Annotated in this window: 13 protein-coding genes; 11 read left to right on the forward strand and 2 right to left on the reverse strand. The window is 36.5% G+C overall.

The window, feature by feature from the left end; genetic code table 11:
* Positions 1-100: 100 nt before the first annotated feature.
* From GWJ05_RS12925 to GWJ05_RS12965, 9 genes are all read left to right on the forward strand, one after another.
* Positions 101-718: a hypothetical protein gene (locus GWJ05_RS12925; protein ID WP_036937301.1), complete on the forward strand. Its 618-nt coding sequence runs from the start codon at positions 101-103 to the stop codon at positions 716-718.
* Positions 719-1,134: 416 nt separating this feature from the next.
* Entirely contained in the window at positions 1,135-1,503 is a 369-nt protein-coding gene (sufA, locus tag GWJ05_RS12930; protein ID WP_036937298.1) for a Fe-S cluster assembly scaffold SufA, read from the forward strand.
* Between the two features lie 17 nt (positions 1,504-1,520).
* Positions 1,521-3,023, forward strand: a complete 1,503-nt coding sequence (sufB, locus tag GWJ05_RS12935) for a Fe-S cluster assembly protein SufB (RefSeq protein WP_036937296.1) — start codon at positions 1,521-1,523, stop codon at positions 3,021-3,023.
* Positions 3,024-3,067: 44 nt separating this feature from the next.
* Complete coding sequence (sufC, locus tag GWJ05_RS12940; RefSeq protein ID WP_036937294.1) at positions 3,068-3,814, forward strand: Fe-S cluster assembly ATPase SufC; 747 nt, start codon at positions 3,068-3,070, stop codon at positions 3,812-3,814.
* On the forward strand, positions 3,789-5,096 hold the full coding sequence (gene sufD, locus GWJ05_RS12945; protein WP_036937292.1) for a Fe-S cluster assembly protein SufD: 1,308 nt from the start codon (positions 3,789-3,791) through the stop codon (positions 5,094-5,096). The genes sufC and sufD overlap by 26 nt, the downstream gene beginning before the upstream one ends.
* A gap of 11 nt (positions 5,097-5,107) precedes the next feature.
* Positions 5,108-6,346, forward strand: coding sequence for a cysteine desulfurase SufS (sufS, locus tag GWJ05_RS12950; protein WP_202612572.1), 1,239 nt, complete (start codon positions 5,108-5,110; stop codon positions 6,344-6,346).
* A gap of 23 nt (positions 6,347-6,369) precedes the next feature.
* Complete coding sequence (sufE, locus tag GWJ05_RS12955; protein WP_036937287.1) at positions 6,370-6,798, forward strand: cysteine desulfuration protein SufE; 429 nt, start codon at positions 6,370-6,372, stop codon at positions 6,796-6,798.
* A 116-nt stretch (positions 6,799-6,914) separates the two neighbouring features.
* Positions 6,915-7,832: a L,D-transpeptidase family protein gene (locus GWJ05_RS12960; protein ID WP_036937284.1), complete on the forward strand. Its 918-nt coding sequence runs from the start codon at positions 6,915-6,917 to the stop codon at positions 7,830-7,832.
* Positions 7,833-7,987: 155 nt separating this feature from the next.
* Entirely contained in the window at positions 7,988-8,515 is a 528-nt protein-coding gene (locus GWJ05_RS12965) for a hypothetical protein (protein WP_087802519.1), read from the forward strand.
* Positions 8,516-8,608: 93 nt separating this feature from the next.
* Here the strand turns inward: GWJ05_RS12965 and GWJ05_RS12970 are convergent, their stop codons facing one another.
* Both GWJ05_RS12970 and GWJ05_RS12975 read right to left on the reverse strand, forming a co-directional pair.
* Positions 8,609-8,848, reverse strand: a complete 240-nt coding sequence (locus tag GWJ05_RS12970; protein WP_036937280.1) for a major outer membrane lipoprotein — start codon at positions 8,846-8,848, stop codon at positions 8,609-8,611.
* A 265-nt stretch (positions 8,849-9,113) separates the two neighbouring features.
* Positions 9,114-10,172, reverse strand: a complete 1,059-nt coding sequence (locus GWJ05_RS12975) for a linear amide C-N hydrolase (protein ID WP_036937277.1) — start codon at positions 10,170-10,172, stop codon at positions 9,114-9,116.
* A 456-nt stretch (positions 10,173-10,628) separates the two neighbouring features.
* Here GWJ05_RS12975 and GWJ05_RS12980 point away from each other — a divergent pair, with 456 nt between their 5' ends.
* On the forward strand, positions 10,629-12,020 hold the full coding sequence (locus tag GWJ05_RS12980; protein ID WP_036937275.1) for a glutamate decarboxylase: 1,392 nt from the start codon (positions 10,629-10,631) through the stop codon (positions 12,018-12,020).
* A 102-nt stretch (positions 12,021-12,122) separates the two neighbouring features.
* The gene (gene gadC, locus GWJ05_RS12985) at positions 12,123-13,679 is read left to right on the forward strand and encodes a glutamate:gamma-aminobutyrate antiporter (RefSeq protein WP_036937273.1); all 1,557 of its coding nucleotides are present in this window, start codon (positions 12,123-12,125) and stop codon (positions 13,677-13,679) included.
* Positions 13,680-13,776 lie beyond the last annotated feature (97 nt).

Genomic DNA, 13,776 nt, shown 5'->3' on the forward strand with positions numbered 1-13,776 from the left:
AAAGAACAAAAATAGAGAACGAAAATAAAAATTATTCTTTATTTAAATTTTATTTTTAATGATAATCATTATCTTCATAATAAAAGAAAAGATGTTCACAATGTTAACTATTTCAAAATTCAACACCACAATATTATTAATCGCAGGTTTAGTACTCACCGGATGTGATAATAATTCTGCCTCTGAAACTAATAATATAAGTAATATTCCTGTACAAACTGTTTCTGGTTTTAATATGACGTATCCCACAGTATTTTCAATGAGCAGAGAAGATACTGAAAACTATTTTAAGATGTTGCCTGATAATGTGCAGGACGTTACAACAGAAATGATAGTTTATAAATCACAACCTATTTGTGATCTATCAGAGGTTCGTCTGGTTTATTTTAAAATGATCGATGCAATGACCTATGATGTTGATGCTGGCGCACAAGGCATCATTGATAATATTGCGGCAATAGATGGCATGAATGAAATTTTAACATCAATAAAACCATTAACGATTTCAAATGTTGAAAGTCGACATGTCCTTTTTGAAGGAAAATATGCAAAAGAGAATGTGAGCTATGAAGGTATTTTAGCGGCAGATCTTAAAACGAATCGAGTATGGCAACTGCAATTAATTAGTAATTTCAATAGCCAATCGAACAAACAAAAAAACAGTCAAACTCTTGAATGTACAGACAAATATATTCAAACCATCACTATTAATAAATAACATCGAAGAGCACACAAACCAATAAGAGGTCATCACATAAGTGGTGCTATCTTATCCCTCATCAAAGCATAAAAATGAATGTGAGTAAGCTCAATAAGCTAGTTGTAAAAACACACTTTTATGCTTTTTTCTCTAAATTTCAGTGATAACATATAAAGTGTATTTATTTTGCAACTTATATGCGTATTGTGCGAAATATAAGAAAAATTAAAAGTTTTATTTTTTAGAATAAAAAAATATAAAAGTGTTATATTACATTGCGTTAACATGTGTTGTTAACAAAATAAGTGCAAAAATAGAACAAAAAATACACATTTACAGAATATCCTTTCAAAAGACATGGTTGAAGTGATAAGGGTTATCATTACCATTAGTGTCAGGAAAGATATCAATCTCCTTTCGAAATGAGGTTAGTAATGACAAACAACGTTGAAACATTTTCTCTTAATGAGACTGCTTGGCAAGGTATTGTACTAACAGATAACGCAGCAAAACATATTTGTCATTTAGTTGAGAAAAATCCTGAAAAACAGGGGCTTTCCTTAAATATCAAACCCTCTGGTTGTACTGGGTATGGTTATGTTATTGAACTCGCTACAGGTCCCAGTGAAGACGACATTGTTTATGAACATAATGGCGCAAAATTGTTTGTTTCATTGAAAGCAATGCCATTCATCGATGGGCTTGTTGTTGATTATGTTCGTGAAGGACTTAATCAAATGTTTAAATTTAATAATCCTAAAGCTCAAAACGTCTGCGGATGTGGTGAGAGCTTTGGGGTATAACATAGTGAAGTTAGATTATGTCTCAGAGCAATGTTGAAATTGGTGATGAAGTTCAGGGATGGCTAAGTGATCATCACTATAAAGAAGGTTTTTATACCGATATCTCAACCGATGCCTTAGAAAAAGGGTTAAATGAAGCGGTTGTGCGTGCAATATCGGCAAAAAGAAATGAACCAGAATGGATGCTGGAATTTCGTTTAGATGCTTATCGCCATTGGTTAGAAATGGAAGAACCGCATTGGTTAAAAGCGGATTATCCAGCACTTAATTATCAGGATTATAGTTATTATTCAGCACCATCTTGTAGTTCATGTTGTGCTAATGGTAGTTGTGCTAGTGATACAAATGAAGCGGTGGCGGATGATAAACAAGTTGCACAAGATTATTTAACCAAAGAAGTCGAAGATGCCTTCAATCAACTAGGCGTGCCTGTAAGAGAAGGGCAAGCGGTTGCTGTTGATGCGATTTTTGACTCGGTTTCTGTTTCAACGACATATCGTGAAGAACTTGCTGAACATGGCATTATTTTCTGCTCATTTAGTGAAGCTATTCAAGAATATCCTGATTTAGTGCGCCAATATTTAGGGACTGTTGTTTCAAGTCATGATAACTATTTTGCCGCACTGAATGCCGCGGTCGCGTCTGATGGTACTTTTGTCTATATTCCCAAAGGGGTACGTTGCCCTATGGAGTTATCGACTTATTTCCGTATCAATGCGGCACAAACAGGTCAATTTGAACGAACTATTCTGGTCGCTGATGAAGGCAGTTATGTCAGTTATATCGAAGGTTGTTCAGCTCCCGTTCGCGACAGTTATCAACTTCACGCCGCTGTAGTTGAAGTCATTATCCATAAAGATGCCGAAGTAAAATATTCTACGGTACAAAACTGGTTCTCTGGTGGCGATAGTGAAGGGGGGATCCTTAACTTTGTGACTAAGCGTGCTATCTGCGAAGGTGAAAACGCCAAAATGTCATGGACGCAATCAGAAACAGGTTCTGCAATCACATGGAAATACCCAAGTGTAATTTTAAAAGGGGATAATTCTACTGCTGAATTTTTCTCGGTTGCCTTAACTAACGGTAATCAACAAGCAGATACCGGCACTAAAATGATCCATATTGGTAAAAATACCAAATCAACCATTATCTCTAAAGGTATCTCAGCGGGTAAAAGTCAAAATAGTTACCGTGGACTTGTAAAAGTGCTCCCTGGTGCTAAAAATGCCCGTAACTTCACACAATGTGATTCCATGTTAATTGGTACGCAGTGTGGTGCACATACCTTCCCATATGTTGAGGTAATGAATAACTCTGCCCAGCTTGAACACGAAGCGACAACGTCACGCATTGGTGAAGATCAACTGTTTTATTGTCGTCAGCGTGGATTAAGTGAAGATGATGCAATCTCAATGATTGTAAACGGATTTTGTAAAGATGTATTCTCAGAATTACCGCTGGAATTTGCTGTAGAAGCACAAAAATTATTAGCAATCAGCTTAGAACATAGCGTTGGTTAAGCATTAACCAAATTCTGGGTATAAAGATACCGAAGGCATATATTATGTTAGATATTAAAAATTTACATGTCAGTGTTGAAGGCAATGAAATCCTCAAAGGACTAGATTTGCAAGTGCGTGCAGGTGAGGTTCATGCGATTATGGGACCCAATGGTTCAGGTAAAAGCACCTTATCAGCAACACTTGCTGGCCGTGAAGAATATGAAGTCGATGAAGGTTCTATCACTTTTAAAAATAAAGATTTATTAGAGTTAGAACCTGAAGATCGTGCGGGTGAAGGTATTTTTATGGCGTTTCAATACCCTGTTGAAATTCCCGGTGTTAGCAATCAGTTTTTCTTGCAATCTTCAGTGAATGCGGTAAGAGAATATCGTGGGCAAGAACCATTAGATCGCTTTGATTTTGAAGATTTTATTGAAGATAAAATCAAGTTGCTGGATATGCCACAAGATTTATTAACACGCTCAGTCAATGTGGGATTTTCTGGTGGTGAGAAAAAACGTAACGATATTTTGCAAATGGCTGCGTTAGAGCCTGAACTATGTATTTTAGATGAAACCGACTCAGGCCTTGATATCGACGCATTAAAAATCGTGTCTCAAGGTGTTAACAGCCTGCGTGATGGTAAACGTGCATTTATCGTTGTAACACACTACCAACGTATTCTTGATTATATTAAACCTGATTTTGTGCATGTGCTTTATCAGGGAAAAATCATTAAATCAGGTGATTTTTCATTGGCGCAAAAATTGGAGGAACAAGGTTATGGCTGGCTTATTGACCCTCAATGAAAAGCGTGAAAAACAGCGTCAAGTTGAACAGCGTAATCAACAAGCATTAAAAGTATTTTCGTCTTTATATCATCAACGTAAAGGTGACGATAATCTCAACGCTCGTAATCATTGGTTGCAAGTTGAGAAAATAGGTTTCCCTGCTTATCGCCATGAAGATTGGCATTATACGCCTTTAGAAGAAACGCTAAGCCAACGCTATCAACAGTTGCCACCTTTTGAGGTGCAAAGTTTAATAGCTAAACACGCATTATCTTTTGATTGCTACCGTATTGTTATGGTGAATGGTACATTTTCACCAATAGAAAGCAGTAAAGATTTTGGTCCTTATCAAGTCACTTTACTTGATAACCAAAGTGAATTACCTAAAGCGGTAAATAGTGAAATCTTCCTGCATTTAGTTGAAAGTTTAGCGCCACATCCTTTGCTTATTACCCTGAAAAACGGTGTTATTGCGGATAAACCGCTTTATATCCTCAATATTACTCAGGGGGATCAAAGTGCTGAGGTAAATAGTGCAAATTATCGTTTTCATCTTGATGTTGGTGCAAATACCCAGATGCAAGTGGTAGAGCACTATATTAGCAGTGAGAGTGAAAACCGTCATTTTACAGGAGCAAGATTAACGGCAACGATCGGCGATAATGCCTCTTTTAACCATATCAAATTAAGTTTTGAAAATGCAGAAAGTCAGCACTTTGCACACAACGATCTCACAATAGGTCGTGATGCTCGAGTTAATAGTTATGCTTTCTTATTGGGGGCTAAACTTAGTCGTCATCATACTAGCTCTGCGCTAAAAGGTGAAAATACAGCGCTGTCGATGAATAGTGTTGTATTACCTAAAGCCGATGAAATTGCTGATACCCGTACATGGTTGGTTCATGGTGAGAAAAATTGCCAAAGTCGCCAACTGCATAAAAGCATTGCAATGGATGCAGGAAAAGCCGTATTTAACGGGATGATCACGGTAACACCTCAAGCATTAAAAACAGATGGTCAAATGACTAATAACAATCTGTTGCTGGGCGAAAAAGCACAAATCGATACTAAACCTCAACTTGAAATTTATGCTGATGATGTGAAATGTAGCCATGGTGCTACTGTAGGTCGAATTGATGATGAACAGTTGTTCTATCTGCGCTCGCGTGGCATTTCTTTAAGTGATGCCCGTAAAATGATCATTCATGCGTTTGCGGCCGAATTAACTGAATCACTAGAAAATAGCGTGATTAAATCCCTTGTATTAGACAGGATTAATCAGCGCTTATTAGAGGTGTAAAATAAGGCATTATGACGCATTCCATTGAAAAAGCGCGAGATGATTTTCCAATTCTTTCACAACAAGTGAAAGGAAAACCTTTGGTTTATCTCGATAGTGCCGCAAGTGCTCAGAAACCGGCTTGCGTCATTGAACATGAAAAACAATTTGCCTTAACACAATATGCCGCGGTTCACCGTGGCATTCACACATTAAGTGCAAATGCGACAACGTTAGTTGAAAATGTCCGTAAAAAAGCCTGTGATTTTTTAGGTGCCAATAGTGAAGAAGAGATAGTCTTTGTTAAAGGCACAACGGAAGGGATCAACCTAATTGCGAACGTTTATAGTCAACGATTTTTGAATGATGGTGATAATATCATCATCACAGAAATGGAACATCACGCAAATATTGTTCCGTGGTATATGTTAGCAAAACAGTATGGCTTTAATGTTCGTGTGTTACCGTTGTTGCAAGACGGCACGCTCGATTTTGCTCAATTGCCTCACTTAATTGATGAGCGAACCAAATTACTCAGCCTAACTCATCAATCAAATGTATTGGGCACAGTGAATCCAGTCGCTCAAATTATTCGTGATGCTCGTCAATATGCAATTGAGCAAGGTGGTGAATTACATATATTGCTTGATGGTGCGCAAAGTGCAATGCATCAATCCATCAATGTTTCACAACTTGATTGTGACTTCTTTGTTTGTAGTGGACATAAACTTTATGGGCCCACAGGAATTGGCTTGTTATACGGTAAAAAAGCCGTACTCGATGAATTACCACCTTGGGAAGGTGGTGGTGCAATGATAAAACATGTCCATATCAATGGTGATATTACCTATGCGGATGCGCCTTGGCGTTTTGAAGCAGGTACGCCTAACATTATGGGGATGATTGGCTTAGGTGCAGCATTAGATTATCTTTCAAATTTGGGCATGAAAAATATTGCGGAATATGAAAATAGTATAATGGAGTATGCACAAGAGCAGCTACAAAAAGTGAAGTCCTTAACGCTATATGGCAATGATTCTCGCCAAGGTGTAATAGCCTTTAATTTAGGGAAACATCACGCTTATGATGTGGGGGCTTTTCTTGATAATTATGGTATTGCTATCCGTACTGGGCATCATTGTGCTATGCCAATTATGGATTATTATCAGGTTCCTGCAATGTGTCGCGCATCTCTAGGGTTATATACCAATAAAAATGATATAGATGCACTGATTAATGCGCTATTGCGTGTCGAAATGCTATTAGATTAAAGATTAAAACAAAGAGGTTATTCATGGCAGTTGCTAATTTGCCAGATGAAGCAAAATTATTACGTAATTTCTCTCGTTGTCAGGATTGGGAACAACGTTATCTTTATATGATGGAGCTAGGTGAGCGCCTTCCTCCTTTAACAGATGAACAACGTATTTCAGCTAATTTTATTGAAGGTTGTCAAAGCCAAGTTTGGATTGCAGTTTCTCTTAATGAGAATAAGCAACTTATTCTTGCTGGTGATAGCGATGCTGGCATTGTTAAAGGGTTAGTTGCTTTGGTTATTATCCTATTTCAAGGTAAAACAATCGAGCAAGCGTTAGCAACAGATGTAAAACATTATTTCTCATCCTTAGCACTGGATAGTCACTTAACGCCTTCTCGAACACAAGGTTTACATGCGATGGTAACAACGTTGATTAAGCGTTTTTCAGAATACGCTGTCGCGTAAATATTACCTGGATCCTGATTAATGATCTAAACTGACTGATATATGAATAACAGAACAATGATAATGTTATCATCATAATAGTCAGTTTATTTTATTTATAACACACGGGATAAACGATGAAAAAATGGTTAACTTTCTTGGGTGCATCGCTACTAGGGATGAGTAGTCACTTATCTTATGCGACAGAATATCTACTACCTGCTGATGGCCAGCGTATTATTGGTGAAAATTTTTCATATATAGTTCCCGATGATAAACGCTCATTAGAGGCTATTGCGTCCGAATACCAAGTGGGATTGCTCAATATGATGGAAGCGAATCCTGGTATTGATCCTCTTTTGCCTGATGCAGGTAAAACCTTAACAATCCCATTGCAGATGATTTTGCCTGATACCATACATAAAGGCATTGTTATCAATCTTGCTGAACTGCGCCTTTATTATTATCCAAAAGAGGGTGGAACCGTTGATGTTTACCCGATTGGAATTGGCCAATTAGGGCGAGAAACACCTGAGATGGTGACATCGATTTCTCAATTAATTAAAGATCCCACTTGGACACCAACGGCTAATATTCGTAAAAATTATGCGGCAAAAGGGATAACATTGCCTGCTGTTGTTCCTGCTGGTCCTGAAAACCCTATGGGGGCTTATGCATTAAGGTTGGCGCATAGTCGAGGCGAATACCTTATTCATGGAACTAACGCTGATTTTGGTATTGGTTTAAGAGTGAGCTCAGGCTGTATCCGTTTACGCCCAAATGATATTGAGACCTTATTTAACGTGGTACCTAAAGGGAGTCGAGTCCAGGTTATCAATAAACCGATTAAATTTACTGAAACCGCAGACGGTAGACAGTTTATTGAAGTTCATCAGCCACTATCACGTAATGAAGATGACGATCCGCAAACCATGCCTCTTACATTCACAAAGCAATTTAATGCTTGGTATGAGAGTGGCAAGGTTAATAAAGATAAAGCTGATGCAGAGCTTATTCGACGCTCGGGTATTCCGGTAGAGGTTACTGCTTACTAGTCAGTGAGGATGATACTATTAAAAACAAAACAGGTGCTTTAGGCGGCTGTTTTGTTTTAGGTTTCAAAAAAATAAAAAAAGACTTCTTTATAAAATCAATAGTGCTAAAAATACCTTACCATCAAAATGTTTTCTATTGATAATAAGGGAGTTTAATGAAAGTTTCAGTTAATAATGAACACATAATAAAAGAAAATCGTAATATCACTCCTAGCATGGGAGATGGTTTAAGTGGACTATTTAATAATTTATCTCAGGTGAAAAATAGCTGTAAAGCGTTTTTAATTGGAGATGAAAAGCTAAAAAGTAAAAATATTCAATCAATGTGCGATGAGATCCTTCAACGATTCATTCCCAAAGAGGGAACTAGGGAATATGAGTTAATTGAAATAGAGGCTTTGCCGGATATGGCTAGTTCTAGAATATCCTACACAAAATCTTCAAAATCAGTGACAGAGCTGTTTAATATCCTAGAAAATGAACTCAAAAAAATAAGTGGTATGGATTATACTGTGCTGACATTAGCTCAAAAAAAATATGTTAATAAAATTATAGATACATTTAAGGAATTATTTATTCAAGCTAATAAAAATATCAAAGTTGGCTCAAGCCTAGCAACGAATTATAATTTAATTGCTCATATAAAAGCCCTTAATACCGATAAATTTACCAATAAGCAATAACCTTATAAAAACCAAAGCCCTAACATAATGTTAGGGCTTTGCTATTAATGCTGACCTAAAGCGTTTTAGCTTATAGGCTGGTGGTGAGTCAACTTACTTTTTATAAGTAGTAACTTGGTTATCTAAACGCTGATTTGCACGAGCTGCTTCGTCGTAAGCTGATTTCGCTTCAGCACGAGCAGATTGTACATCGCTACTTAGTTGTTGAACTTGAGAATTCAGGCTACTTACATCAGAAGAGATTTGATCTAACTGTGCATTATTACTAGAAGAACAACCTGCTAATAAGCCTGAAGCCAGAATTACTGCACCTAGTACAAGTTTCGCTTTCATAGTTACAACCTCTATTATTAATTTGTGTAAAGGAACAAGTAGCATTTATATGAAGCCATTAATAAGTATGGCACAGATATAAGAAAATGCTGGATTTATTTACCATACTCTACTTACTCATTAACTGAACAATAGAAAAAATAACACCTAAAAGGCAAATATTCAGTACAAAAAATGCGTGTTATTTCACAAAAGATTTTTATTCATAAAAGTCTGATAGAAAAACATTTTATCTGTACTGTTTTATTCTTGCTCATGTTTATAGCTATAAATCACCTTCTAAATTTACTTTTATGAAAACGGGCTCTGCTTCATTTTTAAATGCTTCAAGCGTAAATTTTCGGAAGTTGAGATTGTTATACCCTCTAAAAAAGAGTATTCCTCGTTCTAAATCGGTGAGCGTTGTCCACACTGAAAATTCACTGGTATGAAGCGCTTTCAACGTGTCATGGCCTAGTAATGGATCGATTGTGGAATTTTTAGGGCGATCGAAACGGTTCATGATATGAGCTAATTCAACAAGTTGTGTGTCTGGATCAGCAACTTGGTGATAATATGTTGTATAGTAAACCGCACGAATAAATCTATCGACAGAAGTATCAGAGCTTGGTAAGGAAGCTAAAGCAATCCCACTATCTGGTTGTTTGACCTTTATATTTCCCAATGTGTTGGTGGAAATATTAACATTAGAAAGGTGAGTATAATTATTTAAGTTAGTAAGATGCCATGGAAATATTGGACCATTGGTCATGCAATAAGTTGGATTATCATAAATATGCAATGTGCCTTCTGAAATCTCAACAACAATGCACGCTCCCGTTTTATCATAAAAAGCGTAATGGAAAGGGCTGGGCAAATTGCGTAAAAGTAATAGTTTTTGTGACCAAAAAGCTGTTTTCGGAATGGCTTGTCTTAACTCTTCAACGGTTGCATATTGTGCTAAAGCCCATTCACCGATTGCCGCAATAGGTACGGACGTTGCGTAATCTTGCGGAGGAATATCATCTAGCTTTGAATCAGGAAGCATATTCAAGCTAAAAGAGAGCCCTTGTGTATTGACTCCCTCAAGCACGTCTTTTGTTCCTTCTAAATTAATTGGTGCTGTAATGGCGATAAAAGGGTATTTGACGGCATATTTTAATCCTGGTGTACCATCAGGAGCATTTTGTTGGAATGTGTGAGCTTTAGGATAATATGCAAATATTGAAGCAGGTTTATCTGCTGAAAACTCCATTGTTCTACCGTGATAAATGCGATTTTTCTTATCTTTAATCGCGAGCGTGGTACAAGCGAATACTCGATTATCAATGTTATTTTCTGGCATAGTTTATTCCTAATAAATTAATTCAGTATGTATGATACAAATGAGATCCATGTATAAATACAGTTATAATACAGATTATTGATTACAGCCATTTCCATAAAATATTTTTTTAATATATTGTCACTTTTATATTTAACCAAACATCAATATCTTAGGAAAAATAGGTAAATACAAAATGAATCTTTTTGGCTCAGTAAGGTGAGTTTTTTTATTATGTAAATGTTTTTTTTATGATAATGAAGTGTTTTTGTGTTGATTTTTAATATCAATAATTTTCATTATGGTAACATATTGTACCAAAAAATGATTTAAATTGAAACAAAGTATCATGTGAATTATCAGATCTAAAATTAAATTTGAATTTCATTTCTCACTTTTTATATTGTTGACTATCTTTAATAAATAAGCGTTACACCTATTCATTTCTTATTATATTTATTTTAGTAGGGTATTAATATGAAAAACAAATCATCAAATTATAATGAACTAGATGATATATATGCATCTCTCAACCTTTCTCAATCCTTACCTAAAACAAAAATCCCGCAGAAAGAAAATAATCCACGTAACGTTTTTAATGCTGTCCGTGATGAATTAATGTTAGATGGCAACTCAAGACAAAATTTAGCGACATTTTGCCAAACTTGGGTTGACGATGAAATACGCGATTTAATGGATCTTTCTATTGATAAAAATATGATAGATAAAGATGAATATCCGCAAACAGCTGAAATTGAAAATCGTTGTGTTCATATGTTAGCTGATTTGTGGTCTTCGCCTGATGCATTAAATACGCTAGGTTGTTCTACTATTGGTTCATCAGAAGCTGCAATGTTAGGTGGTCTAGCATTAAAATGGCAATGGCGTAAAAAACGTATTGCACAAGGAAAACCAACAGATAAACCGAACTTGATTTGTGGTCCTGTTCAAATTTGTTGGCATAAATTCGCTCGTTATTTTGATGTGGAATTAAGAGAGATCCCTTTAGAGGGAGATCGTTTAATGATGAGTCCAGAAGAGGTCATTAAACGTGTGGATGAAAATACTATTGGGGTTGTACCAACTTTAGGAGTTACTTTTACCTGTACCTATGAGCCTGTTAAAGCGGTTCATGACGCATTAGATAAACTGCAAAAAGAAACAGGTTTAGATATACCAATTCACGTTGATGGCGCAAGTGGTGGCTTTTTGGCTCCTTTTTGTGCACCCGATATTGAATGGGATTTCCGTTTACCACGAGTAAAATCTATTAATGCTTCAGGGCATAAATTTGGTTTGGCGCCATTAGGTGCAGGTTGGGTTGTTTGGCGTGAAGCAAAAGATCTGCCTGAAGAGCTTATCTTTAATGTGAACTACTTAGGCGGTAACATGCCTACTTTTGCGCTGAATTTCTCACGCCCTGGCGGGCAAATTATTGCTCAATACTATAACTTCTTACGTTTAGGCCGAGAAGGTTATACAAAAATTCATAACGCTTGCTACTCAACAGCACAATATTTAGCAAGGGAAATTGAAAAGTTAGGTCCTTTTGAAATGATATTTAGTGGTGATTGTAAAGAAGGTATCCCAGCATTAGCATGGAAACTAAAAAAAGACGCTAAAGTCACTTATTCTTTATACGATATTGCAGATAAATTACGTAGTCGCGGTTGGCAAGTTCCTGCTTATTCCATGCCTGCCAATCGTGAAGATTTAGTGATCCAACGTATTTTAGTTCGTCATGGTGTCAGCCTAGATCTTGCCTCATTATTAATTGATGATTTCAAACGTACGCTAGAATACTTTGATAAACACCCGGTAAGCAATCCTTTATCAGCAGAAGATGGTAGTGGTTTTAACCATAGTTAATTCTGTTCATTTTGAGGTTGAGGATCGTTATCCATTCTCAACCTCCTTCTAGATAATAATTACAGTGTAATTATTTTTCTGAATAAATTTCAGGAGGATTGTATGGTTACATCATCAACAAACTCAGCACCCAAACAACTTACATTAGTCGGTTTTTTTGCTATTACCGCTTCGATGGTAATGGCGGTATATGAATATCCAACTTTTGCAACATCTGGTTTTAGTCTTGTTTTCTTCTTACTTTTAGGTGGATTATTATGGTTTATTCCTGTTGCATTATGTGCAGCTGAAATGGCGACAGTAGAAGGTTGGCAAGAAGGAGGGGTATTCGCTTGGGTATCAAATACATTAGGTGAGCGTTGGGGATTTGCAGCTATTTCTTTTGGTTATCTGCAAATTGCTATTGGGTTTATTCCGATGCTTTACTTCGTATTAGGTGCACTTTCTTATATTCTTAATTGGCCTGAATTAAATACCGATCCAGTAATTAAAACCGTTGCAGCTTTAATCATTCTTTGGGTATTAGCATTTACCCAATTTGGCGGCACCAAATACACGGCATCTATTGCCAAACTTGGTTTTTTTGCTGGCATTTTATTACCTGCTTTAATTTTAATTATTTTAGCTGTCAGTTATTTGATGAGCGGAGCGCCATTAGCGATTGAAATAAGCACAAAAACTTTTTTCCCTGATTTTACCCAAATAGGGACATTAGTTGTTTTTGTTGCGTTCATTTTAAGCTATATGGGCGTAGAAGCTTCAGCAACCCATGTTAACGAGATGAAAAACCCGGGACGAGATTATCCAATTGCCATGTTCTTACTAATGATAGTGGCGATTTGTTTAAGTTCTATTGGGGGATTATCTGTTGCTGCGGTGATACCTAATAATGAAATTAACTTATCAGCAGGTGTCGTACAAACGTTCAGTGTTTTAGTCTCTCACTTCAGTAATACACTTGATTGGGCCGTTAGGATTATTGCTGCTTTATTATTGTTAGGGGTATTAGCAGAGATAGCGTCTTGGATTGTAGGACCTTCTCGAGGTATGTATGTTGCTGCTGAAAAAGGTATTTTACCGAAGTCGTTAGCGAAGGTGAATAAAAATGGGGTACCTGTTGCTTTAGTGATTTCTCAATTATTGATAACAAGTATTGCGATCATTATTCTGACTAATACCGGTGGTGGCGGTAATATGTCGTTCTTAATTGCTTTAGCCTTAACGGTCGTTATTTATCTGTGTAGTTATTTCATGCTTTTCTTAGGTTATATGCAACTTACTTGTAAACAAGCCGATAAAAAGCGAGCGTTTCGTATTCCTGGTGGTAAAAACGTTAAACTTCTTGTTGCAATGGCGGGTTTATTGCTCTCTATTATTGCGTTTGTGGTTTCTTTTTTCCCACCAAGCTCTTTACCGAACTCAAAAAGTGATGAAACTTACGTTACGTTGCTGATAGTCGGCTTTCTTATTATCTTTGCTTTACCATTTATTGTTTATGCGTGTCGTTCTAAACAAGGTAAACCAGCTAACAATATATCTTTAGTTCATATCAAAAGTCACAATGCACCAGCAGGGCATTTTTTTATTCATCCTCGTGCTCGTGCAACACATTATTTATTATTAAAAAATAGGGAAGAGACAGATAAGAATAACGTGTAACCAAAAAATAATAGGCAAAGGGAATTGCCATTAATCAATAATGCATTAAAAAAACACCACTTCAAATAGTGAAGTGGTGTTTTCAGTTGTAAAGCGA

This window comes from Proteus sp. G2626 (assembly GCF_009915985.1).
GTDB classification, from domain to species: Bacteria; Pseudomonadota; Gammaproteobacteria; order Enterobacterales; family Enterobacteriaceae; genus Proteus; species Proteus vulgaris.

Excerpts from the sequence above, each read along its gene's own strand:
- GWJ05_RS12925 (WP_036937301.1), top strand. The coding sequence starts at position 101 with ATGTTAACTATTTCAAAATTCAACACCACAATATTATTAATCGCAGGT.
- sufA (WP_036937298.1), top strand. The coding sequence starts at position 1,135 with ATGACAAACAACGTTGAAACATTTTCTCTTAATGAGACTGCTTGGCAA.
- sufB (WP_036937296.1), top strand. The coding sequence starts at position 1,521 with ATGTCTCAGAGCAATGTTGAAATTGGTGATGAAGTTCAGGGATGGCTA.
- sufC (WP_036937294.1), top strand. The coding sequence starts at position 3,068 with ATGTTAGATATTAAAAATTTACATGTCAGTGTTGAAGGCAATGAAATC.
- sufD (WP_036937292.1), top strand. The coding sequence starts at position 3,789 with ATGGCTGGCTTATTGACCCTCAATGAAAAGCGTGAAAAACAGCGTCAA.
- sufS (WP_202612572.1), top strand. The coding sequence starts at position 5,108 with ATGACGCATTCCATTGAAAAAGCGCGAGATGATTTTCCAATTCTTTCA.
- sufE (WP_036937287.1), top strand. The coding sequence starts at position 6,370 with ATGGCAGTTGCTAATTTGCCAGATGAAGCAAAATTATTACGTAATTTC.
- GWJ05_RS12960 (WP_036937284.1), top strand. The coding sequence starts at position 6,915 with ATGAAAAAATGGTTAACTTTCTTGGGTGCATCGCTACTAGGGATGAGT.
- GWJ05_RS12965 (WP_087802519.1), top strand. The coding sequence starts at position 7,988 with ATGAAAGTTTCAGTTAATAATGAACACATAATAAAAGAAAATCGTAAT.
- GWJ05_RS12970 (WP_036937280.1), bottom strand. The coding sequence starts at position 8,848 with ATGAAAGCGAAACTTGTACTAGGTGCAGTAATTCTGGCTTCAGGCTTA.
- GWJ05_RS12975 (WP_036937277.1), bottom strand. The coding sequence starts at position 10,172 with ATGCCAGAAAATAACATTGATAATCGAGTATTCGCTTGTACCACGCTC.
- GWJ05_RS12980 (WP_036937275.1), top strand. The coding sequence starts at position 10,629 with ATGAAAAACAAATCATCAAATTATAATGAACTAGATGATATATATGCA.
- gadC (WP_036937273.1), top strand. The coding sequence starts at position 12,123 with ATGGTTACATCATCAACAAACTCAGCACCCAAACAACTTACATTAGTC.